We start from the raw sequence: 20027 nt of genomic DNA, 5'->3' as shown, positions 1-20027 counted from the left end.
TTGAAACAATAATTATAAACTAGTAGGTATTAAAATTAAATATACAAAAATATGAATCCACAATCAAAGCTAATGTATAAGGTTATTATGACCGTAGGGGCAATCATTATTATTTGTCAGATAATAGCTATATGCAATAAAATCTAAGTTGATAACTTTATGACCAAAACTATTTTCATTATGGAAAATTGAATACTTTTATAAGGAACTCAAAAACTAGTATAATGAATGATATTGATATTACAATCTTAGACAAAGATAAAGGTTCTATTCCTAGATTAGAAAAGTTACTCCGTGAGTATATGTGTACGTATGAAAAAATCGAAACTAAAGATGGTACTGTATATAGTATTGAATTTAAAACAGGTAGTATAAGAGATAAATTTTTGAATGATTGGTCATTGTAACATACTTTTTTGAATACTGAATATTTTAAACTTAATTAATATTTTTATGCCACTATCAACTTTCTTTGCAATCAATTTACCTTATGGTATCAAACGAAATGAACACAATGAATGGTTTGCATTCAATAGAGAATATGCTCCCCTAGGTTGGAACACACATAGTGCTACATCTATTCATAGTGATGGTGCTTTCTCTGAAAACCCTATTCATACTAAATACAAAGGATTAACTGAAACTAAGCTTTTAAAAATTGCAGGTTCTGAAAACTTAGTCAAGAGAGATGAACAAGGAGAAATTACCATGTTATTCTTATATGACGATAACACTAACCCAAGATATCCAAATGGTAGTTGGGAAAATTACTTCAATAAAATTAGGGAATTAAGTACATTGGAGGTTAAACCTTACTAAGTAAATTCTTCGAAATACTAATAAGAAAATGGATAAGATAAAAGATGCAATAGATTATTTAGAAGGTTCTATTGTAAAATTTAGTGAGTTAAGGAAATTAGTTAACTCATCAACTGATATAAAACAGAAAACCAAATTAAATGAAACACTCTATGAGATAATGGAGGATGCAAAAGAGTATATTAAAGAATATAATCTTTATCAAATTGCTTTGGATGTTGATAATGCAAAACCTCGATTTGATGGATTAATAAATACTAGATACTTCGAAAAAGATATAGGTTATTTGGTAATGAATTTAAAAGCTAAAGTACAATAGTACCATAATAAAAAGCTACCACATGGTAGCTTTTTTATTTGGTTATTCTTATGCTACCTTATGGTTGGGAACGAATCCATTTGCACTTAGTACTTTTTCATTTGTTACATCAGTATAATCACTTGAATCGTTAAACAAATCCGTATGGTAAACATAATCATTCACATAGTTTGGTAGTGTTATATTGTTACTTACTACATCTTCAAACTCAATGATGATTGCATCGTGAAACCTATAACTTTGTATTGGCAAAACACTAGCATAGTTTTCCATTAATCGTTTCTCATTTAGCGTCATAACTTCATAGAATGAACCTTTGGATACTTGTGCTGTTAGTTTGCTTAATTCCTTTGCTTTGATTGCTCCATAGCCAGCATCCATGTATAAATCGTATGCTTTAGAAACTGTTAACTTGTGATTGTTTAAACACGAGTTATACATTTTCTTTGCTTCATTCCTTGTTATGTTTCGCTTGCTCATTAAGTTAGGATACACATTCATTGCGACCTCTGTATTTAAAATGCTATCTACAGTTTGCGGATTAGCACAAGTTAAGTCAACACTAACGTACTTAATCGGAATGATGCATCTAAATGCACTTGGTAGCTGTGTTATTGAATGGTACTCTCTATTTTTAACCTCTTTGATGATTTCATTTTTACCCCCCGACCAGATAAATAGCAAAGCGTTAACCATTTTTTTCACTAGATGCACTTTGGTGTTATTGTTCGATATAGTTTCGCCATTATCTATGCTCTTATATCTATTCTTTAATACTTCATTTAACCAATTTGCCTCACTATCCGAAAGTGTTATTTCATCATCATCGAGTTGTTTAATGATGTGGTTCTTTGTGGTACGTATGCGGTTATGCTTATCCTTAGAGTTATTGTTATATACTTGTTCATCGTAAAAATGTTTGTAGATTAGTATTTCACGTTCAATGCTGGTCGGAAGTATTCCTTTTTTTGCTTTATGCACCGCATACAACAAATACCATTCTTTTATTAACAACCAACTACCACTTAGCTTTTCATTGTATTGTTCTTGCTTATGTAGGCTTTCTGCTTTACGTATTTGTACGTTTGTTAGTTGTTCATATAAGTATGTAGTGGGATGATTAACTCTTAAAAACAAGTTGAAAGAACCATACAGTTCATTTGCCTTTAATCGCTTATTGTCTAGCATAATAACCAAATGAGTATTGCTTTTTTTGATTAAGATACTTGTTAAGTATTCTAGTGCTAGACTAGTCGTAAACGTTGGATTATCTTTGTATGTTAAGTTCTTTTTGATTGTTAGATAACTATACAATAAACTCTTTTCATCTAATTGTAGTAGGTTTTTAATCCTATCTTGAAATAGTGTGGTAGTGCTTTGTGTAACGATGTCATTAACATAGCTATTGTCATACTCAACAACCTCAAAGTTGTTACATTCAAGTGTCTTAATCATCTCAGTTGGTGTGTACTGAATGTAGTCATTAGCTACTTGAATCGCTTCAGCTCTATATTGGGAACGATTAACGTACAAAATATTTAAACTATAACTCGTGTTTTTGTTTAGGTCTTCATTTGCATCGTTAATACTCGTTTCGGCCACCGCTATTGCTTTGTTTACATCATTGAGTGTAGTTACTGCGTTTGGTTGGTTTTTGAATGCTCTAGCGTTAATGTATAGTGCGTTATGGATGTTTGCACGTCCACGTCCATACGCTTGCATAAGGTTGTTAATGTTAATCTTATTTTGTGGCATTAGTTCTTCGCTAACGAAAATCATACTGCAATCAACATCTATATCAAACCCCGCATAATACGAACTACTAACTATCAGCACTTGTGTATCACTGGCAAAATTAATTCCATCTTGACCACGTTCGAATGGTGCTAGTTTTACCTTTAGTGTTTCGCCTGTTAAGTTATGTACTCTTAAATCCTTAAATGATTTATGGTAGCGACTATTGTTTGTGAACAACACAACCATACGACCCTGAGCCACCTCGTCATAGACGAATGGTTTCACATCATTAATGTCGTACGAGTAGAATAGTTGATTTTTGGGTTGGTCTGCACGTTCAATCTTGTAGATGTCAATATCGATATTTTTAGGTATGTCAAATAGATTATAGTTTGGTGTTGCAGTGCTTAACTTAAACTTTGCTATCCATTCATTGAAGATGATTTCCATCAACTGACCTACACTATCTCGAAACATGGCATCGGTTGTATAAACGTGAAACTCATCTACAAATACATTGAAACTGCGTAGCTTGTCATATAGTTCTTTATTGGTGTTTCTTATTATACAAATCTGGTCGGGTGTGGTGTTAATGATTAAGTTTTTATTGTCTTCATCATCTAGATATTCGCTAACGTCTTTCCATTTATCCTTTGAACTTGCATAAATGAATACTTGTCGGTCACTAATGTATTTTTGGTTCTCTTTGCCTTTAATCATTCCCACGTTTGGCGATATAATTAAGCAGTTTGATTCTTTGTAGTTAAGTAGTGCAGTAGTCCCACCAATACCTGTACTGCCTTTTATTATGTATGTGTTCCTTTCGAAACTTGTTATTAACTCTTTAGCTGTTCCGCTTACATATTTTGAATTAAATTTAATTGTTTTAACATTCTCTAACACCTATATATTTGGTATTAATGACTTAATTAACAATTTGACTTTTTATAAAAATTAAGTATATTTGTTAATAGGTAATTAAGTCTTTTGCTCATTGTTGTTAGCTACTACTAACAAGATTATAAATCAGTAAATGAACATTATTTTATTAGGTCGCTCAAACCCAATATTAAAGAGTGTAACAACTAGTTACGCTCTTTTTTTTTAGTTTAAAGTGATGTAATCAATATAAACTTTCTTAATCCTACGCATCGCTAAACATCTTGTTTGCTTTATTCCGTTGTACTTCTCACTGTTCGTACATGGTAGTTGGTGGACTGTATCTAACCAATAATCTTTGTACATTCTTAATGCGTTATTGTAGTCATCAAAGATGTTTAGAAATGCTAAGAATAGCATTGCATCTTTACGCTCCTGTAATGTTAATGTTGTAGGTTCTACGCTTAGACCCCATTTCTTTTTTGGTTCACTCATTTTAATTTTAAAGTTTTATTCCTTTCGTTATATTACAATTATACTACAGATACCAAAAAAGTCAAATGAATTACACTTATTTAACAAATAAAGCAACATTTGTTTTATATATAACATTTTGTTACGATAGTTTATGACCCTTTTTTGATGGTCTGTGAGGTCGGAATGATTATTTGACCTCAGCGTACGGATACTTAAAAGGTTGTTAAGTACCGCATTTTCTAGGTTTTTCTTAAAATAGTGATAGCGTCCTGATGAAATGTATATAAAGAAAAACTGTCAAGACGGCATCACTAAAGGAAAGGGTCAAGTACCAAGTTCGGCTATCGTTTGCTTTTTGTTACCCACCCCGCCCCCTAGGTTAAGAATTTTAGTTTTACTTGGTCGAGTTACCCGCTAGTGGTATGTGTACATCGAGGGGGGGGTCGTATATGTACACTCGTATAGGCTCGGTAAAATTTCGGGTATTTTTTGGCTGTTTATTGTTCCTTTTGGTTCCGATTATGATGTACATTCTCCGTTAAATGCTAGGTGTATTATTTTTCATTTCTGTTCTAGTGATAGCAAAAAATCTGTTTTCATCGGATGGTCTCACAACCACTCAGTAAAATGTTAAAATAGTTATGTCCCAATTAAAAAAGAGGAAAATAATCTAGCAATGCGCATAAAAAAATGAAATCAAAAAGGGAGTTAAATAATGGTAGTGTCTATATTAGTGTATGTGTTTAGAGTACATACATAAATACACTTTTAAACTAGTTAATACGTTAATAAGATAATGAAAAAATGACTGCGTTATTAGTATACTTTATTTGCATACATCAAAGTAATGGTTTACCTTTACCATGTTCAAATAAACATGATAATTATGAAAGCAAGATACATAAGAGTAAGTTCAGCAACTCAAAACACAATCCGTCAAACTGTGAACTCACATAATGATGAACAGGTATTTATTGATGTTATAAGTGGTGCTGTTCCATTTGCTGAAAGACCACAAGCCTTAGAGTTAATCAAAGCAATAGAAGACGGTAAAGTATCTTATGTCAGTTGTGAGGCTGTTGACCGTTTGGGACGTACTACCTACGATATACAAAAGACAATTCAATACTTCAATGCTAAGCTAGTTACACTTAAAGTAGATAACCTAGGAATTGAAAGCCTTGTTAATAATAAAGTCAATCCAACGTTTAAGTTAATCTCTGATGTCTTAGCTAATGTTAGCGAAATGGAGCGAAACAATTCAAAAGAAAGACAAGCGCAAGGAATTGCAATTGCGGTAGCGCAAGGTAAGTTTAAAGGACGTGTAAAGGGTTCGGGTGCTAGCGATAGTGAAGTATTAGAAAAGTACAAAGTAGTTGTTAAAACACTTAATAATCATTCTGATTTATCGCTAAGAAAAATAGCTAGCATAAGTAATGTTAGTTTATCAACTGTTCAGAAAGTAAAAGGAATTTTGGCTAAATTATAAATAAGATATTAAAAGGCTATCGTAATAGATAGCCTTTATTCATTAATATATGTATTATTTTTGGTTCAAAATCTCCATACACCTATCAAGAATTTCTTGATTTTTGATTATAACCACTTTTAGCTTAATTCTAGTTCTTGATACTATCTGACGCAACATATTGGTTGGGTGGTAGAATGGATTATCTTTATAATTCCTTGTTGAAAGATAGTTGTTTTTATAGTAAAAGTGTTCACCAATTACTGCAACAACATTATTAAATTCTTGCCCAATTACTGAATGTGCATTTTCAAATACATCTTCAATATTGTGATGCTCATAAGGTAAAGTTCTTACTCTGTCTGGTGTATAGTTAATGATTTTCCAATATTCTTTATTTAGATTATTTATAAAGAATTTGGCGTCATTATTGTTGTTGAAATAGTGAAATTCAATATTATCATAATCCAATTTTACTAGTCCTCTTTTACTGCTGAATAAGCAATTAATAAAAGAAGCAACTTCTTTATTGGTTCTAATTTTATCTGTTAATTCAAATGGTAGTGTTGTTATTTCACTTTCAATTTTTTCAATATTATTATAATCAATTTCTTTTTTAGATAAAGTTTGTTTACCATCATAAGAAAATATTAAATTATTAGAATTTTTTTTAACTTCATTGATTAAATAATTCAGTTGAGTAGAATACATTCTTTGCGCTTCATCAACTATTATTAAATAATATTTAGAAAAATTTTCACTAGCAAAGTCTCTTGCTCCTATAATATTCCAACCGTAATCATCTCTAAGACTTCTATGTCCAAGATTTAAATTTCCGCAATGTATTACAAGTACATCATTTGTATCTGATACTTCTTTTGCAATATCATAAGTTAATAATGTTTTACCTGTTCCAGCATTTCCTTTAATTGAAATAATCGATGGTGAAGGCAATCTCAATTGCGTGAATGTTTTTAATTTAATATCATCTTGTTGAGATGTAAGAAAGTATCTTCTCTTGATAAACTCTTCTGTTGAGTTGAATGGAGAAACTAAGTAATTCGATGGGTCAAAATACTTATTTATGTCATTAATTTTCTTTACATCTTGCTGAATTAAGATATTTATTAGTTCTATAAAATCTACCTCTATTAGTTTGTCTTGTTTGTCAAGTGTGTATAGTATTCCTGTATCTGAAACAAAAGAAAAGCTATATATTTCTTTGTTTAAAAACTCTAAATAATATTTATTTCGTATTAGCTGTGTGAGTATTTTATCTTCTGTACTTGTTCTTTTTAACTCGATATTAACCACTGTTTTGTCATCTATCCTTAACAAGTCAAATTCTTTACTAATTTGTGGAATCGAATACCCAACAAAATACTCATCAAACAAAATAACATTGGTGTTTATTGATAGAAATGTATTAACTAGAGCGCTTAAATCATTTAATTCACTAGTTTTTACATTGATATTGTAATATGTTAAGTAAGAACTAAAAGATTCTTTACTTAAATCTTTATATGCACTTAGTAGGGAAATTAGGTTTACTTGTTTCATTCAAGATATTATTTATTAAGTAGTTATTTAAGTTTATACATAACTTGTGTTATGATAGAAAACTAAGTGCATACACTAGTTATATTATTTTTTATTTGGATACAATTTATCTAGTTCTTCTTTGGTTGCTTCGGGTTTCAAATGTTCAAAAAAGTTTCTAACCGATAGTGTTTCTATTTTTCCATCAACACGCATTTTGATTACACTTGTTATTGGTTCTCCTTTTGCTCCAATGATAGCATCCTTGGTATCATTCATTCTGTATTTAAGTTGATTTTCCTTATTTAATTCAGCCTTGGCAAGTTCATATTTTTCTTCTATAGTAAGTTTCTTTTGTTCCTTGCTCTCACTTGGCGTATCGTCTATCTTGTACTTAACATTGTATGTAAATTCAAACTCTCTAATTAGTTCTTTAATCTTTTTTTCTAGTTCCTTGCGTGCTTCTTTTGCTTCCTCTTCATTTTCAATCTCAGCAATATCTAGCTTTAATTTAGCTTCACTTTCAGCTATTACTTTAGCAATTCTTTTTTCCTTTGGTGTTAATACCTTTGTAGTTTCAGTTGTTTTCATATCTTTTAATTAATTCAATTTTTTTAATATAATTTTGATAAAATTCTTGAAAGTCTAAGTTCTAAATCATTTAAAGTTTCTTCGTTATTATTTGGATTTGTTTTCGCTAATTTTATTGTCATCAAACTAGATTCTATAGTAGAGCTTAAAATATTGCTATCTACTTTTGATTCAAAATCCCTTTCAATTGATTCCACATTTTCTATTAATATTTGGACACTTTCTTTACTCATTTTATTTTTTTTACTGGTTGTTTAACAAAGATTAATAATTATTTTAATTATTTCCAAATTATAAATCACATTCATTAATGTATAGTCGATTTTCTTTTGGTATGTTATAGAATTTATGAATGGGTATTAATCCTGTAGTATCTTTTGACTGTTCTACCAAACGCTCAAACTCTTCTTTTATGTCCTGTATCTCGGTCGTGAGTATGTTGTTTTTATACGTTGGGTCATTGATTAGATGAAGTGCTGAAAGGTATTTGTAGGTTTTCTCATTTCGACCACCATACTTGCGAACACCATTTGCATATACAAATAATTTTAGTCTTTGATTGGTGTAAGCTACACCGTTAATCTTGATTGTTAGGTTTGCCAATACGTATCCATTTCTCAAGTCATTAATAACTATTCCTTGTACAAACTGTTTGAATATGTTTTTTAATTCGTGTCGGTTGTGTTGTGCCTTTACTATCATATCTCGGCTTGTTGCTTCGATGTTGAAGTTTTGAACAGTTGTTATCTTTGAGAAAATATCTCTCTTTAAAAGACTTATTTTGTTCTTTATTAAATCAATTTGAGTTAATATGTCATTTTCCAACTTTGTATACAAACTAAAATTTGGATTTGCTGATAGGGTCATAGTTGTTAAAAGGTTTTCAAGTTGTTTCTGTTTTGCAGTTAATTCCTTTTCCTCATTTTTAAGTAACTGTTCATTTTGCTTTAGTTCCTTTTTGATTTGGTTTAACATCTCGTTTGGATTCTCTAGTGTTTTTAATAACGCATCACTATTAAGAATTAAACTGTAAATGATAGTTTCGATTAAGCTGATGTTAATACTACGGTTTGCACATCGTGTTTTCAGACTAGAGGTACAACGATAAACTGCATCGCCACCAAGTACATAACGTCCCATGTAAATTCGACCGCAACACCCACAACGAATAAGGTCTTTAAGTAGATATTCGTGTTTGGTTAATATGTTTCTTGTGTTCTTTGTTTTAAGTAGTTCGTTACAATAGTCAAAGGCCTCAGCACTCACTATTGGTTCAACTTTAATTATTTCATCTTTAAATTTTCGGTCTCCTTTGTAAATTGGATTAATTAATATTTGTCGTACTACAACATCAGTCCATTTAATCTCATTACCTTCAATAGTTGGTATTGATTTATTGTAGTTATACACTTTGGTCGGGTTTCTTTTGGCGTGTGTGGTTGGTACTTGCATTGTATTAAGAGTTTGCGCAATTATGCGTGTTCCTATTCCACTTTGATAACTTTCAAATATTTGTTCAATGATTATTCGCTCTTCTTCATCAATAATAACATAACCATCTGAATCGCTTGTATAACCGTATGGTTGTACACTGTTCGATGTTTTTCCCTCCTTGGCTCGCTTCATTTTACCGCTTGCCATACGTGTTTTCATTTGTTCACTTTCGAGGTCAGCGAACTCCATAAGTACTTGTAGTATGATGCTAACAATGATGTTTCTTTTCCCACTGCTTTCGATTGTAGCTTGTTTAATACTATCAATCCATAACGGAACATTTAACTCGGTTAACTTGTCAATTATCTCACGTGTATTTTTTGGATTCCTACCAACTCTCGAAATCTCAGTACAGTATATAATTTTGTATGTTTGCGGTTCATTTTCGACTATGTTCAACAACCGAATCATTTCGGGGCGTTCCTTTTGGTATCCGCTGACCATTTCCGCAAATACATGTATTTGCTCGTTAGTGTATCCGTGTTGTAAGGCGATTCTTGTAAGGTCTTGTATTTGTCTTTCATAGGATTGCTTACCGTCAGCAGTCGAAACCCTAGCATAGATTGCTACTTTGTCCATTTTCTACAGTTTTAAAGTACTGCAAATATATACCTACTAGTTTATAATAACAAATGAAGTTAATATAGATAAGGGAATCGGTTATCATTTGGTTGGTTTGCCGGACAATGCCATCAAGGAAAGCAGTTATCGTATTGCGGCCGCACTCAAGAATAACGGCTATGAAATGCCGGGTAAAAAAATCATCATTAACATGGCTCCAGCTGATCTGCGTAAAGAAGGTTCTGCTTATGATTTGACATTGGCAATCGGGATTTTAGTCGCGTCTGCACAGATAAAAACAGATATCTACGAGCAATATGTAATCATGGGCGAGCTGTCGCTTGACGGAAGTTTACAGCCTATTAGAGGTGCTTTACCAATAGCAATAAAGGCAAAAGAAGAAGGTTTTAAAGGTTTTTTTCTTCCTCTTGAAAATGTGAAAGAAGCTGCAATTGTTTCAGGACTTGATGTATACGGCGTTTCTAATGTGCAGGAAGTAATTGATTTTCTGGAGGGAAAAGGAACGTTAGAACCCACTACAGTAGATACCAGAGCCGAATTTTATAAAACACTTGATTTTCCCGAATTTGATTTCAGCGATGTGAAAGGACAGGAAAGCATCAAGCGCTGTATGGAAATTGCGGCCGCCGGCGGCCATAATATAATTCTCATAGGCCCTCCGGGAGCTGGAAAAACCATGCTTGCCAAAAGACTGCCCAGTATTTTACCGCCAATGACATTGCGTGAAGCATTGGAAACTACAAAAATTCACAGCGTCGCAGGAAAATTGAAAGAAGTTGGATTGATGAATCAGCGTCCGTTTCGCAGTCCGCACCATACCATTTCCAATGTCGCTTTAGTCGGTGGCGGAAGTTACCCGCAGCCGGGAGAAATTTCGATGGCGCATAATGGTGTTTTGTTTTTAGACGAACTGCCGGAATTCAAGCGCGATGTTCTAGAAGTAATGCGGCAGCCGTTGGAAGATAGGGAAGTAACAATTTCCAGAGCTAAATTTACGGTCACTTATCCATCGTCATTTATGCTGGTGGCGAGTATGAATCCTAGTCCGAGTGGTTTTTTTAATGATCCGGATGCTCCGCAGACTTCTTCGCCACACGAAATGCAGCGTTATTTGAGCAAAATTTCGGGACCATTATTGGATAGAATTGATATTCACATAGAAGTAACGCCCGTTCCTTTCGAAAAATTATCAGATGACCGAAAAGCCGAAAGCAGTGTTGATATTCGTAAAAGAGTAACCTCGGCGCGTGAAATCCAATCCAAAAGATTTGAAGAAATGGAACACATTCATTACAATGCCCAAATGAGTACTAAACATATTAGGGAACATTGCGCTCTTGATGATGCTTCCAAGGAGTTACTGAAAACCGCCATGGAACGGCTGAATCTTTCTGCTCGTGCCTATGACAGAATTCTGAAAGTAGCCAGAACAATCGCCGATTTGGATGATGCACCCCAAGTTGTTTCAGGACATATTGCAGAAGCGATACAGTATAGAAGTTTGGATCGAGATGGGTGGCTGGGGTAGTTTAAAAACAAAAAGAATAGTTGCTGTAGCATTTTTAATGCTCTAGGCACTATATTCTTTATTGTACAATATAAATGACTTTGCCTATAAGTACTTTTTGACTATAAATGTAATTTATGATTTTACCATCCGCTAGCTCAAAATCGTAAGAGAAGTCATTATCTGATTCAGCTTTTGTATGGTAAATATTTTTTTCGAAAGATGTAACAAAAAATATACTTGGAACTACAGCATTATCCTTATAAACAGTTAATTCAATTGTTTGTTTCTCTTTGTTATATGTAAACCTTGAATCTTTATCAATTGTAAAAGGTAAATCGGTTTGATTTGATTTACTGTCATAACCTTTAGCATCAATTATTTTATAATCAAAAGATTTATCTGTAATGTTTTTTTCTTTTGAGTCATTGTCATTACTGCAGTTAGTTAGTAATCCAATAGCAATAAAAATAAATACTAATAGTTTCTTCATCTCAATAGGTGCTTAAGTTATGTAAGGTTATTAATCTACCTCCGAAAAAGTATCTCCTTGTCTAATATCGCCGGTTGTGTATCCTTTCATAAACCAATATTTACGCTGTTCTGATGTACCATGTGTAAATGATTCCGGAACTACATGTCCCTGCATTCTTTTTTGAATAGCATCATCTCCAACTGCTTGTGCGGCACTTAATGCTTCATCAATGTCTCCAATATCAAGATTTTCTTGATTATATTTAGCCCAGACTCCAGCATAAAAATCAGCTTGTAATTCTAGTGCAACAGATAATTTATTTGCATCTGCTTCACTTTTTCCTTGTTGGGCCTGACGCATTTTGGCCGATGTTCCTAATAGTGTTTGTATGTGATGTCCTACTTCGTGAGCAATAACATATGCAGTTGCAAAATCTCCTCCCGAAGCCCCAAATTTAGTTTGTAATTCATCAAAAAAAGCCAAATCCATATATACTTTCTGATCTCCTGGACAATAAAATGGACCTGATGCTGACGACGCTCCGCCACAAGCTGTTTCTACTGAACCTGTAAATAAAACCAAAATTGGTTTTTTATACTGCATGTTGTTTTCTTCAAATATTTTAGTCCAAATATCTTCAGTGTCTTTAAAAATAACTTTAGGAAATTGTCCTAATTTTTCTTCTTCTTCTGTTAAAGGTCTCGATTCAGTCTGTGTAGTTTGCTACTGATTAAATTGCTCTAAAATAGGTGTTATCATTTGAGCATTTTCACCGCCAAAAGCATTTACAAGTAAAATAATGATACCAATGATTCCGCCTCCCAAAATGGTTTTACCGCCACCAGACATTCCTCTTCGGTCTTCTACATTATCGCTTTGTCTTCTTCCAATCCATTTCATAGCTAATATAATTTATTTTGGTTCCTTATTAAACAGTAATGGTAATTTCAAAAAAGGGCAGTTTTATAAAGACATACTTTTTGGCTTGAGCCACTTTTCTAAAATATCTTCAAGTGTTTTCTTTATTATAGGTTTAGAAACATAATCATTCATGCCCTCTTCGATGCATTTTTCTTTTTCACCCATTATTGTTCCTGCAGTGAGAGCAATAATAATGATATCTTGTAATTGCGGTATTTTCCGAATCGCTTTAGTCGCTTCATATCCATTAATTAAAGGCATTTGAATGTCCATAAAAATTATGTCCGGACTAATTTCTAGTACTTTTTCAAGTGCTTTTTCGCCATCGCTTGATTCAAAAATAGTACATTTTGGAACAATTTGCTTGACTAATGTTTTAGTCAAAAGCATATTAATTTTATTGTCTTCTACGATCAATATTTTAGGCTCTTCATTTTCCAATTCTAAGATACGATTTTCAGAAATTACTTTTAGAGAATCTATTAATTTGTTTTGTTTTAATTTATTACTGCTTTTCAATTTAATATCAAAGTAAAACGTACTTCCCACATTATAGTGGCTGTTTATTTGTAATTTACTGTTCATTAAACTTAACAATTGATTTGAAATTGTTAATCCCAGCCCCGTACCTCCAAATTTTTTGGTAGTTGAACTGTCCTCTTGAGAAAAGGCTTGAAAAATAATTTTTTGATTACTTTTTCGAATGCCAATACCTGTATCCTTTACCGAAAATCTTAACAAAGTTTGATTTTTATGTACATCTAATACTGATATGGTGAGATCAATACTGCCATTGTGAGTAAACTTAATTGCATTTGTCAGCAGATTGATAAGCACTTGTTTGAGACGGATATAATCTACCCAAATGTATTTTGGAACATCTTCATTAATGATATAGTTTATATCTAATTTTTTCAAATGAGCCTGATAATTAATTAGCTCTTTTATTTGCTGAATAATATCTTCAATTCGATATTTTTCAATATTGAGTTCCAGCTTACCTGACTCGATTTTAGAAAAATCAAGTATATCATTAACCACTTCCAATAAAATATTGGCCGATTGATTAATGGTATTCATATATTGTTTTTGTGTAGTCTCGAGTTTAGAATTCATCAGCAGATCGGTATAGCCAATAATTCCGTTTAACGGAGTTCTTATTTCATGACTCATATTAGCTAGAAATTCGGATTTAGCTTTGTTTGCCGCCTCTGCCAGCTCTTTTTCTTTAACAATCGATTCGTTCTTTTTCTTTTCGGTGATGTCAATGAAAATGCCTTCCATGAATGTAATCTCTCCATTTTTAATTATAGAATCTCCAAATTCTTCGATCCAAACTACAGAGCCATTTTTATTGATAATTCTATAAACGACATGCAATGATTTTTTTTCTTCTAAAGCTTTTTTATTTTTTGATAATACATTCTCAATGTCTTCAGGAACAATTAAGTCTATAAAAAATATTTTATTTTCTAAAAAATCAGATTTCGGATATCCTGTTAGTTTTTCAATTTCATCGTTAAGATAAATTTTTGTGTATTTTTCGTCGTAATTAGATAAATACACAGTGCCGGGAATATTATTTGCTAATAAACGGAAGCGTTCTTCACTTTCTTCAATGATAGATTCGTTAATATTTCGTTCAATAGAAGAGGATATGTTTTTTACTAATAATTGTAAAATAGAAATTTCATCACGGTTCCAGATACGTTCCTCTGTTGAATTATCAAATGCAAAAAAACCATCAAAATCATTTTTAATAAAAACCGGAAAAAAAAGCATGGAATCAGGGTTTAAACGGTTTAAACCTAATTTTACTGTTTCATTTTTGACTTTATTTTTAATGCTTTCAAAGAATTCTACTGGTGATAAATCTTTTATATTGCTGTCAAATTCATTAAATTCAAGATTTTGCAGTATAGGAAGTACAGTGTCAAAATCATGCAGATCATTTGTCCACATACATTTTTGATCAAAAAGATTGGTTTTTGGATTTTTCTTAAAATAGGAAATCCGTTCTGATTTAGTAACTTTTCCCAGCTCATTAATTATTCCCATGATAAGTTTGCTGGTACTTTTTTCTAATAAAAACTGATTAGTATTTTTATTAATGACCAAAAGCAATTCACTTTTATAAGCCAGCTTGCGTTCAATTTCTAACCTCATCTGCGAGGTGAGCGCTATAATAATTAAATCCGAAATAGATTTTGCAAAATTAATATCCTCATTATCCCAATTTTTAATCTGCTGAGTTGATTCGAAAGAAAGAATTCCTTTTAATTCACCATCAATGAAAACTGGTGTATCCAGTGTTGAAAATATACTATTGCTATTAACATAATCACTTTTTATTTTATTGTTAATAGTGTATGATTTAATATCAGATTGAACTACCTGAAGTTTATTTTCAATTTTTTCGAAATAACCTATGTTTTCATTTCTATAAAATTGAATACCGCTTTCTAGAATATCGCTTTGGGATTCATAGAGTTTACTGCAAATAATCTTCTCCTTGTCATAGATCCAGTAACTAGAGCGGTTTACACCTAACGCACCAGCGGTAATTTTGAGAATGTTACTGATGGTTTGATCAAAATTGTCACTATTGGAATGATTTAAAACAGCTAAATCTTTGAGAGTTGTACTGTACTCTTCAATTTTAAACTGTCTTTTTGATTTTTCATCTTCAATATTTTTTAATTGTGTAATGTCTCTAGCAATTCCAGAATAGCCTTCGATTTCTCCAAAACTGTTTCTTCTGACAAAAACGTTTTGCGATATCCATATTTCATCTCCGTTTTTTTTGTTTATTGGGAATTCAAGAGTGGTGAAATTTTCTTCAATATCAAGAATGTTTTGGTAAAAACTCATGGTATTCGTAATGTAATCTTTTCTAATTAAAGATGAAAAGTCTTTGCAAAGGAGTTCTTCTCTGGAATATCCTAACGCTTTTACTGCATAATCGTTAACAAAAGTGAAATTACCCAGTGCATCGGCTTCAAAAATGATATCAACAGCAGTCTGAATTAATGTTTCGTATTGTTTTCTGATTTTTATCTCATTAGTAATGTCTTGTCCAATTCCGATAATGGAATTTTCATTAAATTTTTTATCAATCCATTGTATGAATTTGTATTCACCATTTTTACATTTTAATTTTCTAACGTACAAACGATTGTCTATAAAGTTTTTATGATAGTCGATGCCGATAAATTCGGGATCTTCAGTAAGTTTCCAAAAGCCATATCCCATTACTTCTTCAGGTGTGTAACCTAAAATTGAGGTTATAGTGTTACTGCAGAAAGTAATTTCTCCCATTTTATTGGTAGCAATTGTTAATGAGTTTCCTTTGTTTACTATTTCATTGGTGAAATTAAATTTTTCCTGAATTTTAGCTAACGAGACATGTCTAATATGGTTTATTATGAAAATCATAAGAGAGCCGCAAATAAGCATTATTACTTTTTTGGCAGGGACAACTTCAAAGGCATAGATTGCGAATAGATAACAAAAGACGCACCCGAAAAAGATCCAGTATTTTTGGATTGGTTTAATGACTATATACGAAAAGAATAAAGCAATAATAAATGAATAAGGAGGTATAGCATCCCTTGGTATGAATATTATATTATACGCCTTTAAAATACAATACAGATAAAATAAGAAAACAAAAATATTTCGAATTCTATTGTATAAATATTTTGATTTTTCGCTTGCTAAAAATATGAGTAAAAAGATGCAGCCAACAGAGAAATTTTTAATTAAAACGCTTTCCGGCCTCACATGAAACAATTCAAATAGAATTTCTATAAACGGAATAGCTAATCCTAAAAATAATAAATAAAGCTGATATTCCCTTTTATCTGATTCTTCGGCAGGAAGATTATCTATGTTTTTTAAAATAGAATTTATTCTGGTATTAGAATATAGTATCGCTGCCAATAAAATTATTAGCATTGCTAACAAAAAAATGGTTCTATTAGTTGTTGTTATTAAATGTGTCTGTTCTAAACTTAATGGCACAAGAGCACCAACTGAACTTGATAAAGAAAAGTTGAAGTTGAAAAACAATAAAATATTACAACATAATAGCATAGTCTCAGGGGATAACTATTAATTTAATATATGGTTAAACGTTACTCATTTTCGGTGGTATTGTCTATTCCTATAATAGCACTGTAAATGGCATAATTCATAGAATAAATAAAAGGTATTGTAAAAAACAGACCAACACAACAGGCCATAAAACCTATCAATGACCCTATAATTGCAACAACTATCAGTCCTAATAAAACAATTGGCTGTTTGAGCACAATCTGAATACTATGTTTTATAGCATTCATTGCCTGTAAGTTACCAAATATAATCAGTGGAATGGTAAGAAGTGTTATAAACGAAATAAAATAGTTAATTAAGATGCCTAGAAACTCAAATTTTATATATCTGAATAAAGTCGCTTGGGCGAAAGTAACTACTGAGATTAACAAAGTAGCAATTACAATTTCTTTTAAATAAGGTAATTTATAGAATGAAAATAAAGATGAAACAGGAAAATTTTCGTCTCTGTCAGCATGATCTGCCATTTTTAAGAAAGCAGCCTGAAAAGGGCTGAGCAAACAGGAAATAATTATGGAACCGATTCCCATAGCCTCTATATTAGATTCGATAAGTCTTTCTATTTTATGCTGTTCCGAAGAAAGATCCTTTGTCATTTCGGTTACACCTACAACCGATAGCAGAGAAAAGGCACTAAAAACAATAAATAATACGCTGAAGATGACTATTACTGACCCAGCATATAAAGCAATTTTTTTATAATTCTCAAAGGCGTGATTAAATATATTTCCAAAATCTATTTGGTATCCATTTTTTTCAATTTCCTGTAATCTTTCTAGAGTTTGGTTCATTGTATGTTTTTAGGTTAATTATTTTTTAGATGTATGTTGGAAAAAGATTTTCAGATGATATTTCGTAAAAAGTAAATCTCATTGTCGTAATTTATATTGTAAAAATCTGTTTCAGTGTGTAAATTTACTGTTTTTACGAAGAATTTTTTTAGGATTTTGATGCTTTTTTGTTTTTTATAACCAATTTAATAATCTTCTTATCGAATTAATTTTATTGGTATAGGGAGCGTATCTTAAATTTAAATCAAGCCAATTTGCTTTTTTTACAATTCCTTTATGATGAGAGAATGTATCAAAACTTAACTTCCCGTGATACGCACCGATACCACTGTGACCGACACCGCCAAAGGGAAGCCTTTTATTTGCAAAATGAATTATTGTATCATTAATACAGCCTCCGCCAAATGAATGCTCCTGAATTATTTTTTTTGCAAATTTTTTATCGTCTGTAAAGACATATAAGGCAAGCGGTTTTTCATATTTGGAAATTATTTTATCAATTTCTTTTTCATCTTTATAAGTAATTATAGGGAGTATCGGGCCGAAAATTTCTTCCTTCATCAGTTCGCTGTCAAGATCGTTTTCATCAATTAATGTGGGAGAAATATAGCAGTCTTCTACATCAGTTGTTCCTCCGGTGATTACTTTTTCCGGTGCAATCATGCTTGCTAAGCGATGCCAGTTTTTTTCGTTTACGATTCGGGCGAAATCTGGAGAGTTTTTTGGATTTTCCCCATAAGCATTAGTAATTTCATTTTTTATAAAAGTAATAAAATGACTTTTCATTTCTTCCTGAATCAAAATATAATCGGGAGCAATGCAGGTTTGTCCGGCATTCAAAAATTTCCCCCAGACTATTCTTTTGGCAGCCAGTTTCAAATTGGCAGTTTCGTCAATGATGCAGGGATTTTTACCACCTAATTCGAGAGTTACCGGAGTAAGATGTTCGGCAGCAGCTTTGGCAACAATTTTACCAACAGCAGCACTTCCAGTAAAAAAAATATAATCCCAGCGCTGTGCTAATAGTTTTTGAGCTGCCTCAACACCTCCTTCTACTACCTTTACATGCTGATGCGGGAATACTTTTTCTATAATTTGTAAAATTATAGCCGAAGTTTTTGGTGTTAATTCTGAAGGTTTTAATACTACTTGATTACCAGCGGCAACAGCTGCTGTCAATGGACTGATAGCTAATTGAAAAGGATAATTCCAAGGTGCTATAATTAAAACTTTTCCGTAAGGTTCTTTTACTATATAATCTGTGGAGGGAAAATTAAGTAATGAAGGCAAGACCTTTTTAATTTTGGCCCATTTTTCAATATTTTTTATTGTCTCTTTTAATTCAGAAATGATATAACTGGTTTCAGTAACTATCGACTCAAATGGAGGTTTTTTGAAATCCTCATATAATGCTTGGATGATCTCATTTTCGTGCTTGATAATTTCATCCATCAATTTTATTAAAGCTTCTTTTCTGGTACTAATATTTAATTTGTAACTCATAGCGAAAAAAGATTTAAATCATTATGCTAATGCAAGTTAAATTTAAAATTCAGAATAAAATTCTTTTTATGCCAAAATTTAAATAGCTTTCCAAATAACTTCTTCGGGAGTTGGAGCAATAATGGTGATTTCTTCTTTAGAAACAGGATGAACAAACACAAGTTTTCTTGCATGCAGATGAATTCCTCCGTCAGGATTGCTTCGTTCAAAACCGTATTTTAAATCTCCTTTTATAGGACAACCTATTGCTGACAACTGTGCGCGTATCTGATGGTGCCTGCCCGTATGTAGCTGAATTTCAAGCCCGAAATAATTGTCCAGTTCCTTGATGATTTTATATTCCAGACTAGCTTTTTTACTGTCGGGAACTTCTTTTGTATGGGCTTTTGAAGTGTTGTTTTTCTCGTTTCTTTTGATGTAATGAACTAGAGTGTCTTCGCTTTTTGAAGGCCTGTTTTTGACAACTGCCCAATAGGTTTTTTGAGTTTCCCTGTTACTGAATAATTCGTTCATTCTTGTCAACGCCTTGCTAGTACGCGCAAAAACTACAATTCCGGTAGTTGGTCGGTCCAGTCGATGTACAACTCCAAGGAATACTTCACCAGGTTTATTGTATTTGTCTTTTATGTATTCTTTTACAACATCGCTTAATGGTTTGTCGCCAGTTTTGTCGCCCTGCACAATATCACCAACGCGTTTATTGATGACAATTAAATGATTGTCTTCGTGAAGGATTTGAAGATTGGATTTTGTGGAAATAATTTTCATTCAGACTTTTTAGAGTTTCTAAGTCGCTAAGATACTAAGTT

Annotated in this window: 15 protein-coding genes and 1 pseudogene; 5 read left to right on the top strand and 11 right to left on the bottom strand. The window is 32.0% G+C overall.

The window, feature by feature from the left end:
* The first annotated feature begins 224 nt into the window (after window positions 1-224).
* From C8P67_RS03340 to C8P67_RS03330, 3 genes are read left to right on the top strand one after another with little or no spacing between them, the layout of a single operon-like run.
* On the top strand, window positions 225-407 hold the full coding sequence (locus C8P67_RS03340; protein ID WP_115810399.1) for a hypothetical protein: 183 nt from the start codon (window positions 225-227) through the stop codon (window positions 405-407).
* Window positions 408-453: 46 nt separating this feature from the next.
* Window positions 454-819, top strand: a complete 366-nt coding sequence (locus tag C8P67_RS03335; RefSeq protein WP_115810397.1) for a hypothetical protein — start codon at window positions 454-456, stop codon at window positions 817-819.
* A gap of 28 nt (window positions 820-847) precedes the next feature.
* A complete protein-coding gene (locus C8P67_RS03330) occupies window positions 848-1138 on the top strand; it encodes a hypothetical protein (protein ID WP_115810395.1) in 291 nt (96 codons plus the stop codon).
* Window positions 1139-1186: 48 nt separating this feature from the next.
* Here C8P67_RS03330 and C8P67_RS03325 read toward each other — a convergent pair whose 3' ends face one another.
* Complete coding sequence (locus C8P67_RS03325) at window positions 1187-3778, bottom strand: hypothetical protein (RefSeq protein ID WP_115810393.1); 2592 nt, start codon at window positions 3776-3778, stop codon at window positions 1187-1189.
* Window positions 3779-5117: 1339 nt separating this feature from the next.
* On the opposite strand from C8P67_RS03325, the gene C8P67_RS03315 reads away from it, so the two are divergent.
* Window positions 5118-5720 (top strand): recombinase family protein, encoded by a 603-nt coding sequence (locus C8P67_RS03315; protein ID WP_115811028.1) that lies wholly within the window; start codon window positions 5118-5120, stop codon window positions 5718-5720.
* Window positions 5721-5774: 54 nt separating this feature from the next.
* On the opposite strand, the gene C8P67_RS03310 is transcribed toward C8P67_RS03315, so the two are convergent.
* The 4 genes from C8P67_RS03310 to C8P67_RS03295 form a co-directional block, all read right to left on the bottom strand.
* Window positions 5775-7259 (bottom strand): DNA/RNA helicase domain-containing protein, encoded by a 1485-nt coding sequence (locus C8P67_RS03310; protein WP_115810389.1) that lies wholly within the window; start codon window positions 7257-7259, stop codon window positions 5775-5777.
* Window positions 7260-7343: 84 nt separating this feature from the next.
* The gene (locus tag C8P67_RS03305) at window positions 7344-7829 is read right to left on the bottom strand and encodes a hypothetical protein (protein WP_115810387.1); all 486 of its coding nucleotides are present in this window, start codon (window positions 7827-7829) and stop codon (window positions 7344-7346) included.
* Window positions 7830-7852: 23 nt separating this feature from the next.
* Window positions 7853-8062: a hypothetical protein gene (locus tag C8P67_RS03300; RefSeq protein ID WP_115810385.1), complete on the bottom strand. Its 210-nt coding sequence runs from the start codon at window positions 8060-8062 to the stop codon at window positions 7853-7855.
* Between the two features lie 58 nt (window positions 8063-8120).
* Window positions 8121-9902 (bottom strand): recombinase family protein, encoded by a 1782-nt coding sequence (locus C8P67_RS03295; protein WP_115810383.1) that lies wholly within the window; start codon window positions 9900-9902, stop codon window positions 8121-8123.
* 43 nt (window positions 9903-9945) lie between these two features.
* On the opposite strand from C8P67_RS03295, the gene C8P67_RS03290 reads away from it, so the two are divergent.
* Complete coding sequence (locus C8P67_RS03290) at window positions 9946-11433, top strand: YifB family Mg chelatase-like AAA ATPase (RefSeq protein WP_115810381.1); 1488 nt, start codon at window positions 9946-9948, stop codon at window positions 11431-11433.
* 58 nt (window positions 11434-11491) lie between these two features.
* Here C8P67_RS03290 and C8P67_RS03285 read toward each other — a convergent pair whose 3' ends face one another.
* The 6 genes and pseudogenes from C8P67_RS03285 to C8P67_RS03260 all read right to left on the bottom strand — a co-directional run bounded on the left by C8P67_RS03285 (window position 11492) and on the right by C8P67_RS03260 (window position 19986).
* Window positions 11492-11905, bottom strand: coding sequence for a hypothetical protein (locus C8P67_RS03285; protein WP_115810379.1), 414 nt, complete (start codon window positions 11903-11905; stop codon window positions 11492-11494).
* Between the two features lie 30 nt (window positions 11906-11935).
* A pseudogene (ypfJ, locus tag C8P67_RS03280) lies at window positions 11936-12787 on the bottom strand (KPN_02809 family neutral zinc metallopeptidase).
* Between the two features lie 63 nt (window positions 12788-12850).
* A complete protein-coding gene (locus tag C8P67_RS03275; protein ID WP_170141402.1) occupies window positions 12851-16243 on the bottom strand; it encodes a PAS domain S-box protein in 3393 nt (1130 codons plus the stop codon).
* Window positions 16244-16944: 701 nt separating this feature from the next.
* Entirely contained in the window at window positions 16945-17715 is a 771-nt protein-coding gene (locus tag C8P67_RS03270) for a DUF2189 domain-containing protein (RefSeq protein WP_115810376.1), read from the bottom strand.
* A gap of 174 nt (window positions 17716-17889) precedes the next feature.
* Entirely contained in the window at window positions 17890-19218 is a 1329-nt protein-coding gene (locus tag C8P67_RS03265) for an aldehyde dehydrogenase (protein WP_115810374.1), read from the bottom strand.
* Between the two features lie 78 nt (window positions 19219-19296).
* Entirely contained in the window at window positions 19297-19986 is a 690-nt protein-coding gene (locus C8P67_RS03260) for an RluA family pseudouridine synthase (protein ID WP_115810372.1), read from the bottom strand.
* Window positions 19987-20027 lie beyond the last annotated feature (41 nt).

Origin of the sequence: Flavobacterium aquicola, assembly GCF_003385115.1 — a bacterium.
In the GTDB taxonomy this organism is placed as follows: Bacteria; Bacteroidota; Bacteroidia; order Flavobacteriales; family Flavobacteriaceae; genus Flavobacterium; species Flavobacterium aquicola.
This window is presented reverse-complemented; position numbering and strand designations above follow the sequence as displayed.